The sequence below is a fragment of the Flavobacterium psychraerolatum genome, assembly GCF_025960985.1.
Lineage (GTDB): Bacteria > Bacteroidota > Bacteroidia > Flavobacteriales > Flavobacteriaceae > Flavobacterium.
This window is the reverse complement of sequence record NZ_JAOQMX010000040.1, coordinates 1-14781: the sequence shown is the minus strand read 5'-3', so window position 1 is coordinate 14781 and position 14781 is coordinate 1. Positions and strand designations below refer to the sequence as shown.

Here is a 14781-nt window from a genome sequence, read left to right as displayed (position 1 = left end):
CATTTTTTCACTCACCCCCGAAAAATAGGTGCTTTTTATTATTGACAGATGACTACAATATAGTTTACCTAATAAATAAATAACTTTAAATACTATCAATATATTAGCAACTAGTATTCAACAAACTAATTATAAACTCACGAACAAGCTAATTAATTTATTGAATAACTATGCTAACATACAAAAAGATAAGCAATTGTAAACCTCCTATTTTTTATAAAAATTATTGTGGTCAATATATTCCCATACTTTAGACGGTAGTAATGGTTGCACATTATTTTTATTTTTGATATTCTCCCGAATAAAAGTCGAAGATATCTCAACTACAGGAGCATCAATCATCTTAATTTTCGGATTGTTTTTATAATCAAATTTATCTGTTCCGTTTACTACTCCATCAGCTACCACGTCTTTGGTTTCTAGTCTAGGATAGACATACAAAGAATAATTTTCAAGAATTACTTCGTAGTTTTTCCATTTGTGTAAAGAGTTTAGATTGTCTTCTCCCATAATCAAGGCGAACTCATAGTTAGCATATTTTTCTTCTAGATATGTTAAGGTATGAGTCGTATAATTGGGTTGCGGCAATTTGAACTCAATATCCGTGGCTTTTAACTTTGGATAATTATCGGTTGCCAACTGCACCATGTGCAAACGATGGTAATCATCTAGTAGGCTCGATTTTTTTTTCAAAGGATTGTGTGGCGTTACCACCATCCAGACTTGATCCAAATCGGTATGTTCTACCATGTGGTTTGCTATAATCAAATGCCCCACGTGCATGGGGTTAAATGTTCCAAAATAAAGTCCTATTTTCATTTCTTTAGTTTTTTTGTAACTTGGGATTCGTAATTAGTGATCTGTAATTTGGTTAATTGTGGTTAGAATTCAATAGTAACTATTGAATAGCTACAAATGATAGATACTGCAATTTAGGTAAAATATTATTTTGATAAAACTATTTATTCACAAAATCTTTCACTAGCTCATATGCTTCTTCAAGTGCTATACCCAGTTCATAGTTCTTAATCACAACATCAAATTGTGGTGCGGTGGCCAATTCTACGTGTGCTTTGGCAATACGCATATTGATTTTGTCTTCGCTTTCGGTAGAACGTTCTTTTAATCTTCGTTTCAACTCATCAACACTTGGTGGTTTTACGAATACGGCTAATGTTTCCTCTGGAAATTTTGACTTGATTCGCAATCCTCCCGCTACATCAATATCAAAAATAACGTTTTTGCCCAAAGCCCAAATGCGTTCGACTTCACTTTTTAAAGTTCCGTAAAAGTTATCGCGATAGACTTCTTCCCATTCTACGAAATCTTCCCCTTTGATGTGCGTTTTAAACTGATCTAATGACATAAAGTAATAATCTTTTCCACTTTCTTCTTCTCCACGAGCTTCTCGTGTGGCTGCAGAAATAGAAAATTCAAGATTCAAATCCTCTTGTTTTAATAAATGCCTTACTATAGTGGTTTTTCCAGATCCAGATGGTGCTGAAAATACGATTAATTTACCTTTTGTTTTCATCGATAATTACATTATCCTGATATTTATCCATTCTTCGGGGATTCAGGGTGATTAGAGTACGTTAAGTACTTGCTCTTTTATTTTCTCCAATTCATCTTTCATTTGTACCACCAATTTCTGCATTTGTGCATGATTGGATTTGGAGCCCATGGTATTGATTTCTCTTCCCATTTCTTGAGTAATGAATCCTAGTTTTCTACCGTTGGCTTCTGTACCGTTGATTGTTTCTAGAAAATAATCCAAGTGGTTGGTCAAACGTACTTTTTCTTCGGTGATATCTAGTTTCTCTAGATAATAAATGAGCTCTTGCTCAAAACGGTTGGCATCAACATTGACAGCCAATTCTGCTATGGCTGTTTGTAAACGATCTTTGATAGCTTGTACTCTTTCTGGATCTAATACCAGCGCCTCTTCCATATACTGACGAATATTACCAATACGCAATTGGAATTCACGCTCCAGAGATTGCCCTTCGTCTCTACGGAAGTTTAATATGTTTTGAACTGCTTCTTCGATAACGGTTTGGATTTTAGCCCATTCGGTTACATCTATTTCTTCTCTCTCCGTCTTCATGGTATCCGGCATGCGGATGGCCATTTTCATTAATTCAGTTTCGTTGGCTTCTGGATAGACTTCACGTAACTGATTCATGTAGGCTTTCACAATAGGCACATTGACTTTTGTTGATGTTTGCTCAGCCGTGCTCTCGATATAAATGGAGAAATCTACTTTACCTCTTTCAAGTTTGGTAGCAATTTGAGTACGTAGTCCCAACTCCATTTCGCGGTACAATGAAGGCATTCGGACGCTAAGGTCTAATCCTTTACTATTGAGTGATTTTACTTCTACGGTAACTTTTTTGGTCGGTAATTGTAAAGTGGCTTTACCAAAACCTGTCATTGATTGTATCATACTATTTTATAAGAAAGTTCAAATATACGTAAAAAGTTTTTTGGGCGTGCTTTGACATTGGGTTACACAAAGATTCATAGCATAAACACGGTGGTAAAATGCGTGTTTTTAAATTTACTCTTTTTTCTTTCTATCTGCTTATTTCAAGTTTTAAAAACTTATAGGATCTAGACAGAAATATGCCAAATTATTTAGGATTTTTAATTAACGATATTACTAAATTAAGGAAAATTCTTCCTTGAATATAACTCCTAAATTTATAATTTTTTGTACTTTGTTAAAAATTGCGTGAGTCCACAGTTGCTCCGCGTGAGGGATAGTAATAAGCTACCGAAGTAGCATGGATAGCCCGGCAGCAGTAAACAAAGGGGCTTTGTAAGCGCTTGCTAAATTAAGCCCCTTTGTTTACTGGTGGCATGCCCAAATAATCTTAATTTTAATCTACACTAATCCTAATTTTTTGTGTAATTTGAGGATGTTTGGCTGGGTGTTACCTATGAATATTTGGTCCTCTATTACGAATACTGGGCGACTCAAAAAGGTGTAATGCTCTAGGAGGTATTTTTTGTAATCGGCCTCGGTTAAGGATTTATCTTTTAAGTTTAAGGTTTTGTACAAAACTGCTTTTTTACTAAAAAGTGCTTCGTAGCTGCCTGCTAATTGGTATAATTGCTCTAAATCGGCCTCTGTAATCGGATTTTGTTTGATGTCGTGGTACGCCAAGTCAAGGTCTTTGGGTAAGGCTTTGATGATTTTTCGACAGGTGTCGCAGCTGGCTAAATAATATATTTTGTTCATGATAATGGAATTTCTAATTGCAAAGTAACCTTATTTAAGGCGTAAAATGCGTATTTTTATAAAAAAAAACAGATGAAGGATTCACTATTTGAGGTTTTGAAAATACAACGAAATTTGGCAGGACAATTTCTGGAGCACTATACTTTGGAGCAATTAAACACAACTCCAGAGGGTTACCACAATAATTTGATTTGGAATATCGCGCATATGGTCGTGACGCAGCAAGTGCTACTCTATAAATTCTCGGGTTTACCGATGCAGATCTCGGATGAATTGATGGAACGATATAAAAAAGGTACAGAGGTTACTGCTCCTGCGACTGAAGCAGAGGTTGCCGAAATTAAATCTTTACTTGTTGCTACTATTGTACAAACAGAAAAGGATTTTGAAAACGGTCTATTTGTGAATTATAATGAATACCAAACCTCAACAGGGTTTGTACTTAAAAACTTTGCTGACGCAATTAGCTTTAACGTTTTTCATGAAGGTATGCATATTGGAATTATGATGCGTTTGAAGAAGTTGGTCTAAGTATTTTTTTAAAAAAAATTATTGAGCTCACCCAGCAAAAAAGCCCTTCAATTTGTTGAATGGCTTTTTTTATTTGCTCCCTGTTTTGGCTCGAACCAATTCCGATAGCTAACGGAACTATGATTTACAGTCAAAATAATTTGGTATAGTTTTTCAATCATTTAAGGATATATTTTTAAATTTCGAATATAACCCTGCCTTTTCATTAATTTCATGTGAGCTTCAATAGTTAAACCATGTAATCTTGAGATACTTTCAATTGTTAAGAACACAGACCAATCATCTGCATTGTAATCAAACACCCCCTAGCTTTAGCATTTTGATGAAATAGCAATCTTTCTTTTAGGTAGTCAGTGAACCCAGTATAAAACGTATTTAGTTTTTCTAAAAAAGAATGCAGACTATATTCATGAATATCTTTTTATAAATGCAAAAAGCCCGACATCACTGTCAGGCTTTTCTAATTTGCTCCCTCTCTTGGGCTCGAACCAAGGACCCTCTGATTAACAGTCAGATGCTCTAACCAACTGAGCTAAGAAGGAAACTATATATGTACAACAAAGGAGATATACGTCTCCGTAAAAATTAAAAAATCCAGTTTCAGAAACTGGATTTTTTGTAGCTCCCTCTCTTGGGCTCGAACCAAGGACCCTCTGATTAACAGTCAGATGCTCTAACCAACTGAGCTAAGAAGGAAACTGTATATTGTATTGCGTACAGGTATATTTATATGCTTAGTAAGAACGTTGTATTTGTTTGTCTAAGCGGTTGCAAAGATAGGGCTAAATTTGACTTCTGCAAGCAAAAAATAAAAAAAATTAAATATTTTTTACTTCCCAATTATCGACTTATAGATATCATTTCCGTTAGCAAACAATAGTAAGGATATAAGTAAAACAAAACCAACCATTTGTGCATTTTCTAAGAATTTATCTGATGGTTTTTTACCACTTATCATTTCGTATAATAAAAACATTACATGTCCTCCGTCTAGTGCAGGAATAGGTAATAAATTCATCACTCCAAGCATAATCGATAATAAAGCCGTCAATGACCAAAATACTTCCCAACTCCAAGTACTCGGAAAAATATCAAATATCGCCTTAAAACCACCTACTTGTTTATAAGCTCCAGTGTCTGGATTAAAGATCATTTTCAATTGTTTTCCATACCCAATTAGCTGGTCTTCCCCTTTCATTATCCCAACTGGAATTGCTTCAAAAAAAGTATATTCTTGTTTGCGTACTTTATAGTATCCTAACTTTTCTAAAGAATCCATTCCTAAACCACCTAATTGAACACCTATCTTTCCGTCAGCATCTATTTGTAACGATACTGGTGTTTCTTTTTGATTACGCAAAACAATGGCTGCTACAGTTTTGTTTTTATTAGCCTCCAAAATAGTTTTGGCTTCATCAAAATATTTCACTTTTTGACCGTTCAATGACAAAATCATGTCTTTGGGTTGCAATGCGGTATTGGTAGAACCTGCCGCAACAGCACCAATTACAAACGGCATACGAATTGAAACCAATTGCCCTTTCTCTACTTTTGACAATTGATCTATAAAATCTTTAGGCATCACTATGTTTTTTTCTGCACCGTTTCTTTCGATCAAAACGTTATGACCCATGATGATTTTCATATTGATTTGATTGTCAAATTTGGAAATTTTATCTCCATCAACCGCAACGATATTATCTCCAGTCTGGAAACCTGCTTTTTGTAGTACAGGGTTATCAATTAGCAAACCATCTTTTAAGTCTTCCATGGCGATATAGGTATCACCATAAGTAAATGCCATACCAATATAGATTACAAAAGCCAAAATAAAATTGACCGTCACCCCACCCAACATAATGATCAAACGTTGCCAAGCTGGTTTTGAACGAAATTCCCAAGGTTGAGGCGGTAAAGCCATTTGCTCTTTGTCCATACTCTCGTCAATCATTCCAGAGATTTTCACATAACCACCAAGAGGCAACCAACCGATTCCGTATTCGGTGTCTCCAATTTTTTTCTTTAGCAATGAATATTTTACATCAAAAAATAAATAAAATTTTTCGACTCTGGTTTTGAATAATTTAGCAGGAATAAAATGTCCTAATTCGTGAAGGATAATAAGTAATGATAAGCTCAATAAAAATTGAGAAAGCTTGATAAATAATTCCATTTTAAAATTTTAATTCATTTTTTCAACTCACAAAAGTAAGCTTTTCTATTCAATTACTTTGGCATTAATACCGTATAAGGTTTTAAATGTTTGTTAATTACCTCAAATTAAATTTACATCTAATCGAGATACCTTAATTTTACCTTTAAAACACCGTTACGATACAAGTGTCTTTTTTTAACTCAAAAATATTGCCAAAAATATGTCCCAATTATTTTCGCCCTTTAGCATCAAAAAAATAACATTCAAAAATAGAATTGTAATCTCACCAATGTGTCAATACTCTGCCATTGATGGCTTTGCTACAAATTGGCATTTGGTACACCTAGGCAGTCGAGCTAGTGGTGGCGCTGGACTTATCATTCAAGAAGCAACGTCTGTACTGCCCGAAGGCCGTATCTCTCCTGAGGATCTGGGTTTATGGAAAGAGGAACAAATAGAAAAACTAAAAGAGATTACCACTTTTATACGATCACAAAATTGTGTTCCAGGTATTCAACTTGCACACGCAGGTCGCAAAGCAAGTCACGCAGCACCATGGGCAGGTCATCTACAGCTTGACTCTTCACAAGGTGGCTGGAAAACAGTCGCTCCATCTGCCATTGCTTTTACCCAAAACGAAACCGAACCTAGTGCTTTGGACAAAGATCAAATTCAACATATTGTTCAAGCCTTCAAATCGGCCACCAAAAGAGCTTTGCTTGCAGGCTATGAAGTACTCGAAATTCATGCCGCACACGGCTATTTGATTCATGAATTTTTATCACCGCTCTCTAATTTGAGAACTGATGAATATGGTGGAAGCTTTGAAAACCGCATTCGTTTTACCCTAGAAACAATAGCAGCTGTACAATCTGAATGGCCGTCAGACTTGCCATTATTTGTACGTATCTCGGCAACAGACTGGGCAGAAGGCGGCTGGTCGATAGAAGAATCGGTTCAATTGAGCCAAATCCTAAAAGACAAAGGTGTCGATTTGATTGACGTTTCTACAGGAGGTGCCGTTTCACATCAAAAAATTCCTGTAGCCCCAATGTATCAAGTTTCGTTTGCAGAGAAAATAAAAAAAGAAACAGGAATCCTAGTCAGCGCCGTGGGATTAATCACAGAAGCAAAACAAGCAGAAGATATTTTAACCAACCACCAAGCAGATTTAGTCATGTTTGCTAGAGCATCGCTAAGAAACCCGAATTTACCACAGCAATTTGCACAAGAATTGCAAGACGACCTTGCTTGGCCAAAACAATATGAACGTGCTCAATTAAAATAATAAACCATGCGAACTATAAAAACTGCGCTACTATCCTACGGAATGTCTGGAAAAGTTTTTCATGCACCATTTCTTGAATTACATCCTGGTTTTGAACTTTTGGGCGCATGGGAACGCTCCAAAAAACTTATCCAAGCCGACTATCCTGAGGTCATAAGCTATCCAACTCTTGAAGATGTGCTTGCAAGTGATGCCGAACTTATCGTTGTAAATACGCCAATCGACACCCATTTTGAGTACGCCAAAAAAGTTTTGCTAGCAGGAAAACATGCCATTGTTGAAAAAGCATTTACTACAACGGTTGCCGAAGCAGAAGAACTAAAAGCTTTGGCCATAGAAAAAGGACTGAAACTTTGTGTTTTTCAAAATCGAAGATGGGATAGTGATTTCAAAACCGTCAAAAAAATCAAAGATGATGGTGTTCTTGGTAAATTGGTGGATGCTGAATTTCATTTTGACCGCTATACACCTACATTGAGCCAAAAAGCACATAAAGAATCTGTGAACGACGGCTCCGGAATTTTGAAAGATCTTGGACCTCATTTAATTGACCAAGCTTTGTTTTTGTTTGGGTTTCCCCAAGCCGTACATGCAGACATACGCATCACACGAGAGCAATCACTTATTGATGATTCACTGGATATTTGCTTGTTTTACCCCGATTTTAGAGTTCGTTTGAAAGCGGGCTTCTTCAATCGCGAAATGATTCCGTCTTATATTTTACAAGGTAAAAAAGGCTCCTTTTTTAAGGCTCGTGGCGATGTACAAGAAGATGAATTGAAAATTAGTAAAAAACCAAATTTGACCACTTGGGGAACCGAAGACACTAACCTTGAAGGATTGCTGCACACCGAAATTGATGGGGAAATCATTCGAAAAAACATTCCAACGCTACAAGGTAATTATTACGATTATTTTGATGGCATGTATCAATCGATTACCACCAACAGCATCGAGCCCGTTACCGCTCAAGAAGGTATCGACGTTATGAAAATTATCGAAGCTGCGATAAAAAGCAACACCGAAAAAAGAAGAATCGAATTCTAAAAATAGTTTAAAAGTTTTTGGAGCACACGATCCTTTTCCAGATCAAGTCTCCTCCTGCTGTCCGCTGTATCTTTTTTGTGGTTCAAAAAAAGAACCACAAAAAAGGATGCCGCTGCCATCAGGGCTATTAACCATATATATTTTCATAAGTACTATTTCACAGCTGCAAGTACTTCTTTCAAGAATCCATTAAAGTCAAAACCGTTTTCATTCCCTTTAAGCCCCATGTGTACGATCACCATGTCGCGAGAAGGAATTATTGCTACCATTTGCCCCTGAAAACCACTGCAATAATACATATCTCTCGGCACATCTGGAAAATAACCTCCAGCATTTAGCCAAAATTGTGCTCCATAACGCCCGTTTGAAGTCGCCGTGGGTGTTCTTGTATATTTTACCCATTCTGGTGATAGTATTTGTTCACCATTCCAATTTCCTTGATGCAGATAAAGCAAACCAAATTTTCCCCAATCACGCGCAGTCGCCCATCCATACGAAGAACCTACATAATTTCCTGTCATATCTGTTTCGATAATCATCGAACGCATGCCGATTTTATCAATCAGATTTGTGTACCAAAAATCCAAATACTCTTGGTGGGTCTTAAACTGTCCACGTAAAATCTTAGACAATAAATTTGTTGTTCCCGAAGAGTAATTCCAATGTGTATTGGGTTGGAAGGCAACTGGCTTTTCTAACTGCACACTCCCCATATCTTCCGCCTGAAAAAGCATTTTGGTCGCATCACAAATGCTAGTATATTCCTCAAGCCATTCCAAACCTGAATTCATGTGGAGCAAATCATTGGTCGTTATCTTTTTGCGATCGTCTTTCTGCCACTCTTCAATCGGAGCTGGTTTGTAAATATCATATTTCCCTTGTTGCGTCAAAACACCAAAAACAGCACCTGTAATACTTTTGGTCATAGACCAACCTAATATTTTACTTCTTTCAGTAAATCCAGGTGCATATTTTTCGGCTATGATTCTATCCTTATAAATAACAACAACGGCACGACTGCGCTTCACTTTTTCATTCGATACATCAAAAGCGTTGACTACAGCTGCATTTAAAGTATTATAATCTACGTTCGAAAATAGTGTATCACTAGGTTTTGTATCACCGTAAGGATACAATCCCATTTTACTTTTGAGCCTTTTTGGAACTAAATATGGCTTTGAAATATCAAAATCATCATTAATCAAAGTCACTCCTATCCCTTCACGATAGATTGCTTTGCGTTCTTTCAGACCTTTCACTGATGCTGTAGCAAATTTACCGGTCTGATTGATGGTATTTGTAGCCCAATCAACCAATTTTAGATCGTTGTCTTGGTCTTCGATAACATCCAATGAACGTTGATCTATAAAATGCCCCGAAGCCACACTCTTGGCAGCAAATCCAGAAATCAAGTCGATTTTTGGATAGGTTTTCCATCCAAAATAACCAATAATTGCAAGTGATGTCACAGCCAAAAACGAAAAAATTTTTTTCATACTCCCGAAGTTTTAGATTGCAATTTAAAGAATTAAATACATAATTAAACAAGCTTCTGTGACTTTTACATTAACGATAAACTTAAAAAAAAGGAACTTTATACTAAAAAGTAACTATTCGTAATTTTATTCCAAATTTACCCGTTAACAAATCCTAAAAAATTTCCAATTTCCATAAAATCCAATTTAGATTTAGTACTTTTGTATTTAGATTTTTTCTAAATAACTATGTTAGACATTCAAAAAATAAGATCCGATTTTCCTATTCTCTCTCAAAAAGTAAACGGGAAACCTTTAGTATACTTCGATAACGGCGCTACCTCACAAAAACCTCAAGTGGTAATTGATGCTATAGCCCAATATTATCAAGAAATCAATGCCAATATTCACCGCGGTGTCCACACACTAAGTCAATTAGCTACCGATGCGTATGAGGAATCACGTAGTAAAATACAAAACCATATAAATGCCAAGCACAGTCACGAAGTTTTATTTACTTCGGGAACTACTTTTGGAATTAATTTGATTACCAATGGTTTTGCCTCGATTTTAAAACCAGGTGACGAAGTGCTTGTTTCATCAATAGAGCATCATAGCAATATTGTACCTTGGCAAATGCTTTGCGAAAAAACAGGAGCAACTCTCAAAGTGATTCCGATGAACGAGGCTGGTGAACTCATTATGAGTGAATACGATGCCTTACTGTCGGATAAAACCAAAATTGTGACCGTAAATCATATATCAAATGCATTGGGAACAATTAACCCTATTGAGTATATGATTCAAAAAGCACATGAAGTTGGAGCTGCAATATTAATTGATGGTGCGCAAGCAGTACCACATTTAAAACCGGACGTTCAAGCTTTGGATTGTGATTTCTATGTGTTTTCTGGTCACAAAATGTGTGGCCCAACAGGAACAGGAATTCTATACGGAAAAGAGGCTTGGCTGAATAAGTTACCTCCTTATCAAGGTGGTGGTGAGATGATTAAAGAGGTCTCTTTTGAAAAAACAACTTATGCAGAATTGCCTCATAAATTTGAAGCAGGGACACCAAATATTGCTGGTGGAATTGTTTTAGGAACTGCCATTGATTATATGAATGAAGTTGGTTTTGACAATATACAAGAACAAGAGTTAGCTTTGCTAGAATACGGAACAGAGAAACTCCTAGAAATAGAAGGTCTACGTATTTTTGGTACATCTGAAAACAAAACCTCTGTGATCTCTTTCAACATTGAAGGAATTCATCCTTATGACATTGGGACTATTATTGATAAATTGGGAATTGCTGTACGTACCGGTCACCATTGCGCACAACCGATAATGAGTTATTACGGAATTCCAGGCACGATTCGTGCTTCATTTTCGTTTTACAATACCAAAGAAGAAATTGACATTCTAGTAGCAGCCATAAAAAAAGCGCAAATCATGTTGTCTTAATTAATTTATATGAAAACACTAGCGATATTATTATTCAGTTTGTTTATGTCCAAAGGTTGCCAAGATAGTACACAGCAAGAGCAAGACCTGAAAAAAACTGTAATTGAATATGTTGCTAATACAAGAGGCTTCTATCAGAAAATAAAAGTAGAAAACAAATTAATTTCTATTACCAATGATCGTTCTGGCAATGAGAAAGCAAGGACTATTATTCTCTCTGAAAATGACTGGAACGAATTAGTAGTATTATTCCAAAAAGTAAAACTAGAGGAACTTTCGACATTAAAAGCACCTACAGAAAAACGATTTTATGACGGAGCGGCTATCGCTAATTTAAAAATTAATTACAGAGGAAAAGAATATCAGTCGGCTAGTTTTGACCATGGTTACCCACCAGCCGAGATAAAAGAAATAGTAAATAAAATCAATTCATTTACAAAACAAGACAATGAAAATTAAAGAAATACAAGACGAGATCGTAGATGAATTTTCAATGTTTGATGATTGGATGGAACGTTATGAATACATCATCGACCTTGGGAAAAAATTACCTCTAATTGCCGAAGAAAATAAAAACGATAGCAATTTAATCAAAGGATGTCAATCCAAAGTGTGGTTGCAAGGTGAACAAAATCATGATAAAGTGGTCTTTACAGCAGATAGCGATGCTATTTTGACCAAAGGAATAATCGCCATTTTAATCCGTACATTCTCCAATCAATCTGCTATTGACATCCTCAATGCCGACATGGATTTTATTGACAAAATCGGATTAAAAGAACACCTTTCACCTACTCGTGCAAACGGACTGGTTTCGATGATTAAGAATATAAAAATGTATGCATTGGCATTTGATGCTAAGAAATAGATACTTGTAAGTTTCTTTAAACCATATAAGAAATGTAAGAACATTTAAGAGAAGCCATTAATCAAGAACATGTAAGTTATTGACTGGAATTCAATTACATAAAAATTCTTACTTTAGTAATATCATCAACATCTACTACTATTATGGTTACTAAGAAAACATTGAAGAATTTAGTTTATACTGTAAATGGAGCAGCCATTGAAGTCCATAAACAATTAGGTCCTGGATTACTAGAAAGTATTTATCCCAAATGCATGATTCATGAATTAACTCTAAGAGGAATACATTTTCAGACAGAACTTACAATTCCAATAGATTACAAAGGTTTAAGTTTAGAATCCAATTTAAGATGTGATTTATTTGTCGAAAATTGTCTAGTAGTTGAACTAAAAGCAACTGATAAAATTATACCGTTTCATGTTGCAAAATTAATGTCATACATGAACCTTTTGGATTCTTCGATAGGATTAATGATTAACTTTAATGTTACAAATATTTTTGACCATGGTCAAAAAACGTATGTCAATAATAGATATAGTGCACTAAAAGAGGAATAAATAAGCTTATATCTCTTTAAAAGCAAAAACACTTATATGTTCTTATATTTCTTATATGGTTAAGAAGAAAATATAATTCTAATATGGTTTAAAAACACAAATAAAATAAAAATGGAACAACAAATAGACACCAACGAATTAGGAGAAGCGATCGTAAAAAAATTAAAAACCATCTATGATCCAGAGATTCCTGTAGATATTTACGAATTGGGATTAATATACGATGTAATGGTAAACACCGATTTCGAAGTAAAAATATTAATGACTTTGACTTCTCCAAACTGCCCAGTTGCAGAAAGTTTACCTAGAGAAGTTGAAGACAAAGTAAAATCAATTGAGCACATTAAGGATGCCGAAGTAGAAATTACTTTTGATCCACCATGGAGCAAAGACTTGATGAGCGAAGAAGCTAAACTAGAACTTGGAATGCTATAAGAATTAGTAATCAGTTTGCAGTTACCGTTTGCAGTTACTCTTCGTACTGCTTACGGCAACTGACTACTAAAATTGAAAACAAAAAAATGGACGAAATAATCAACAAAGTAGCAGATAGCAAATTGGAGGTTTTTGATTTGGAAGATTACTATCCAAAAGGACAACGTGTGCAAATTGATATTTCACAATGGTTAATAGAAGGTTTTCTATTAAGAGAAAAAGACTTTAGAGAAAGCCTTAAAAACTACAATTGGACACAGTACCAAGACCAACTAGTTGCAATTCATTGTAGTACAGACGCTATCGTTCCTGCATGGGCATCTATTCTTGTTGCTATTCAGCTCGCTCCTTTTGCAAAGAAAATTGTAGATGGAACCATAGCCGATTTGGACGCATCTTTATACGAGGAAATATTGCCAAAGATTGATTATTCTATTTTTACAAACAAAGCCGTTATTATTAAAGGATGTTCAAAAAAACCAGTACCTACAAGAGCTTATGTACTAGCAGCACACTATTTACAACCTTATGCTCGTAGCATCATGTATGGCGAAGCTTGTTCTGCCGTACCCTTATTCAAGAAAAAGACAACTAGCCTATAAGTAATAGCATTCTTATTCAATTTTTATTATGATTTGCATAAGTCAATTGTATGATTACCTTTGCAAATGAAAAATCATAAATAAAACAAAATGAAAAAGATTTTACTTACTGCTGTATTTGCATTAACATTTAGCAGTGTGTTCTCTCAAGCAAATGAAAAAGAATTGCTTAAAAAAAATGAAGAGGCAGCAGCAAATTTAATAGTAGAAAAACCTAATGGATGGGTTACAAAAGGAATTTTTACCTTTTTGGCCAATCAAGCAACTTTTACCAATTGGACTGCCGGTGGTCAAAGTAATGTTTCTGGAAATATTGGATTGAATTATGATTTTAATTATAAAAAAAATAGTTGGAATTGGGACAACAAAGTAATCGCTGGTTATGGTTTGACCAAAATTAAAGGTGATGATGTGAAGAAGTCTGATGATAGATTAGTTTACAATACATTATTAGGAAAAAAAGCTGCTGGATATTGGTATTATTCTGCTTTTTTGAACTTCAAAACTCAATTTGACTCTGGATTTGATGCCACTACAGGGATTAGAACTTCCCACTTCTTTTCTCCTGCTTATTTTCAATTTGGACCAGGTATGTTATGGAAAAAAAGTGATAATTTAAAATTTAACTTTGCCCCTTTATCTTCAAAATTGATAGTTGTAGATCGTCAATTTACACTGTTAGGATCTTCTTTTGGTGTTTTACAAGGACAAACTACACGTTATGAATTTGGAACTGCAATCAATGGATATTACAAGTTTAAAATTGCGGAAAATGTAACTGTGGAAAACATTTTGAATTTATATTCCAATTATTTAGACAGACCAAAAAATGTTGATATTGATTATACGTTGAATATAAACATGAAAATCAACAAGTTCTTATCTACCAATTTTGCTTACCAAACTATTTATGATGACAACACCTTTGCAGGATTTCAAACACGTCAAGTAATTGGACTAGGCTTAAACTATGGGTTCTAAGAATTGTTTTATTATAAAAAAAGACCTTTAGATATCTTCGAGGGCACTGAAAAAGTCTTTCTAATAAATTGACACATAAAAAGGAGTAGATATCTATGGATTTCTACTCCTTTTTTCTTATATTTAAATCTAAT

16 protein-coding genes and 2 tRNA genes are annotated in these 14781 nt (G+C 35.0%); 10 read left to right on the top strand and 8 right to left on the bottom strand.

Features of this window, described 5'->3' with window-relative positions; all coding sequences use genetic code 11:
* Positions 1-207: 207 nt before the first annotated feature.
* The 4 genes from nadD to M2326_RS13760 all read right to left on the bottom strand — a co-directional run bounded on the left by nadD (position 208) and on the right by M2326_RS13760 (position 3244).
* Positions 208-819, bottom strand: a complete 612-nt coding sequence (gene nadD / locus M2326_RS13775) for a nicotinate (nicotinamide) nucleotide adenylyltransferase (protein WP_264620129.1) — start codon at positions 817-819, stop codon at positions 208-210.
* A gap of 139 nt (positions 820-958) precedes the next feature.
* Positions 959-1534, bottom strand: a complete 576-nt coding sequence (gene gmk / locus M2326_RS13770; RefSeq protein WP_264620128.1) for a guanylate kinase — start codon at positions 1532-1534, stop codon at positions 959-961.
* Between the two features lie 51 nt (positions 1535-1585).
* The gene (locus M2326_RS13765) at positions 1586-2446 is read right to left on the bottom strand and encodes a YicC/YloC family endoribonuclease (RefSeq protein ID WP_264620127.1); all 861 of its coding nucleotides are present in this window, start codon (positions 2444-2446) and stop codon (positions 1586-1588) included.
* 441 nt (positions 2447-2887) lie between these two features.
* Positions 2888-3244, bottom strand: a complete 357-nt coding sequence (locus M2326_RS13760; protein ID WP_264620126.1) for an arsenate reductase family protein — start codon at positions 3242-3244, stop codon at positions 2888-2890.
* A gap of 72 nt (positions 3245-3316) precedes the next feature.
* On the opposite strand from M2326_RS13760, the gene M2326_RS13755 reads away from it, so the two are divergent.
* Positions 3317-3775 (top strand): DinB family protein, encoded by a 459-nt coding sequence (locus M2326_RS13755; protein WP_264620125.1) that lies wholly within the window; start codon positions 3317-3319, stop codon positions 3773-3775.
* 468 nt (positions 3776-4243) lie between these two features.
* On the opposite strand, the gene M2326_RS13750 is transcribed toward M2326_RS13755, so the two are convergent.
* From M2326_RS13750 to rseP, 3 genes are all read right to left on the bottom strand, one after another.
* A tRNA-Asn gene (locus tag M2326_RS13750) sits at positions 4244-4317 on the bottom strand.
* Positions 4318-4397: 80 nt separating this feature from the next.
* Positions 4398-4471 (bottom strand) — tRNA-Asn (locus M2326_RS13745).
* Positions 4472-4604: 133 nt separating this feature from the next.
* On the bottom strand, positions 4605-5948 hold the full coding sequence (rseP, locus tag M2326_RS13740) for an RIP metalloprotease RseP (protein WP_264620124.1): 1344 nt from the start codon (positions 5946-5948) through the stop codon (positions 4605-4607).
* A gap of 202 nt (positions 5949-6150) precedes the next feature.
* On the opposite strand from rseP, the gene M2326_RS13735 reads away from it, so the two are divergent.
* Positions 6151-7218, top strand: a complete 1068-nt coding sequence (locus M2326_RS13735; protein ID WP_264620123.1) for an NADH:flavin oxidoreductase/NADH oxidase — start codon at positions 6151-6153, stop codon at positions 7216-7218.
* Between the two features lie 6 nt (positions 7219-7224).
* The gene (locus M2326_RS13730) at positions 7225-8265 is read left to right on the top strand and encodes a Gfo/Idh/MocA family oxidoreductase (RefSeq protein ID WP_264620122.1); all 1041 of its coding nucleotides are present in this window, start codon (positions 7225-7227) and stop codon (positions 8263-8265) included.
* A 152-nt stretch (positions 8266-8417) separates the two neighbouring features.
* Here M2326_RS13730 and M2326_RS13725 read toward each other — a convergent pair whose 3' ends face one another.
* On the bottom strand, positions 8418-9761 hold the full coding sequence (locus M2326_RS13725; protein ID WP_264620121.1) for a serine hydrolase domain-containing protein: 1344 nt from the start codon (positions 9759-9761) through the stop codon (positions 8418-8420).
* 228 nt (positions 9762-9989) lie between these two features.
* Between M2326_RS13725 and M2326_RS13720 the strand changes: the two genes are divergently transcribed.
* The 7 genes from M2326_RS13720 (at position 9990) to M2326_RS13690 (ending at position 14647) form a co-directional block, all read left to right on the top strand.
* Positions 9990-11204, top strand: a complete 1215-nt coding sequence (locus tag M2326_RS13720; protein WP_264620120.1) for an aminotransferase class V-fold PLP-dependent enzyme — start codon at positions 9990-9992, stop codon at positions 11202-11204.
* A 9-nt stretch (positions 11205-11213) separates the two neighbouring features.
* On the top strand, positions 11214-11663 hold the full coding sequence (locus tag M2326_RS13715; RefSeq protein WP_264620119.1) for a hypothetical protein: 450 nt from the start codon (positions 11214-11216) through the stop codon (positions 11661-11663).
* Positions 11653-12072, top strand: coding sequence for a SufE family protein (locus M2326_RS13710; RefSeq protein WP_264620118.1), 420 nt, complete (start codon positions 11653-11655; stop codon positions 12070-12072). The genes M2326_RS13715 and M2326_RS13710 overlap by 11 nt, the downstream gene beginning before the upstream one ends.
* A 143-nt stretch (positions 12073-12215) precedes the next feature.
* Positions 12216-12629 carry a GxxExxY protein gene (locus tag M2326_RS13705; RefSeq protein ID WP_264620117.1) on the top strand — a complete coding sequence of 138 codons (414 nt, stop codon included), beginning with the start codon at positions 12216-12218 and terminating at the stop codon, positions 12627-12629.
* 111 nt (positions 12630-12740) lie between these two features.
* Positions 12741-13064 carry an SUF system Fe-S cluster assembly protein gene (locus M2326_RS13700; protein WP_108739881.1) on the top strand — a complete coding sequence of 108 codons (324 nt, stop codon included), beginning with the start codon at positions 12741-12743 and terminating at the stop codon, positions 13062-13064.
* 86 nt (positions 13065-13150) lie between these two features.
* Complete coding sequence (locus M2326_RS13695) at positions 13151-13666, top strand: DUF2480 family protein (RefSeq protein WP_264620116.1); 516 nt, start codon at positions 13151-13153, stop codon at positions 13664-13666.
* A gap of 90 nt (positions 13667-13756) precedes the next feature.
* Positions 13757-14647, top strand: a complete 891-nt coding sequence (locus M2326_RS13690; protein WP_264620115.1) for a DUF3078 domain-containing protein — start codon at positions 13757-13759, stop codon at positions 14645-14647.
* Positions 14648-14781: the final 134 nt, after the last annotated feature.

Excerpts from the sequence above, each read along its gene's own strand:
- M2326_RS13765 (WP_264620127.1), bottom strand. The coding sequence starts at position 2,446 with ATGATACAATCAATGACAGGTTTTGGTAAAGCCACTTTACAATTACCG.
- M2326_RS13760 (WP_264620126.1), bottom strand. The coding sequence starts at position 3,244 with ATGAACAAAATATATTATTTAGCCAGCTGCGACACCTGTCGAAAAATC.
- M2326_RS13715 (WP_264620119.1), top strand. The coding sequence starts at position 11,214 with ATGAAAACACTAGCGATATTATTATTCAGTTTGTTTATGTCCAAAGGT.
- M2326_RS13735 (WP_264620123.1), top strand. The coding sequence starts at position 6,151 with ATGTCCCAATTATTTTCGCCCTTTAGCATCAAAAAAATAACATTCAAA.
- M2326_RS13725 (WP_264620121.1), bottom strand. The coding sequence starts at position 9,761 with ATGAAAAAAATTTTTTCGTTTTTGGCTGTGACATCACTTGCAATTATT.
- rseP (WP_264620124.1), bottom strand. The coding sequence starts at position 5,948 with ATGGAATTATTTATCAAGCTTTCTCAATTTTTATTGAGCTTATCATTA.
- M2326_RS13755 (WP_264620125.1), top strand. The coding sequence starts at position 3,317 with ATGAAGGATTCACTATTTGAGGTTTTGAAAATACAACGAAATTTGGCA.
- M2326_RS13700 (WP_108739881.1), top strand. The coding sequence starts at position 12,741 with ATGGAACAACAAATAGACACCAACGAATTAGGAGAAGCGATCGTAAAA.
- M2326_RS13695 (WP_264620116.1), top strand. The coding sequence starts at position 13,151 with ATGGACGAAATAATCAACAAAGTAGCAGATAGCAAATTGGAGGTTTTT.
- M2326_RS13710 (WP_264620118.1), top strand. The coding sequence starts at position 11,653 with ATGAAAATTAAAGAAATACAAGACGAGATCGTAGATGAATTTTCAATG.
- M2326_RS13705 (WP_264620117.1), top strand. The coding sequence starts at position 12,216 with ATGGTTACTAAGAAAACATTGAAGAATTTAGTTTATACTGTAAATGGA.
- M2326_RS13690 (WP_264620115.1), top strand. The coding sequence starts at position 13,757 with ATGAAAAAGATTTTACTTACTGCTGTATTTGCATTAACATTTAGCAGT.
- M2326_RS13730 (WP_264620122.1), top strand. The coding sequence starts at position 7,225 with ATGCGAACTATAAAAACTGCGCTACTATCCTACGGAATGTCTGGAAAA.
- nadD (WP_264620129.1), bottom strand. The coding sequence starts at position 819 with ATGAAAATAGGACTTTATTTTGGAACATTTAACCCCATGCACGTGGGG.
- gmk (WP_264620128.1), bottom strand. The coding sequence starts at position 1,534 with ATGAAAACAAAAGGTAAATTAATCGTATTTTCAGCACCATCTGGATCT.
- M2326_RS13720 (WP_264620120.1), top strand. The coding sequence starts at position 9,990 with ATGTTAGACATTCAAAAAATAAGATCCGATTTTCCTATTCTCTCTCAA.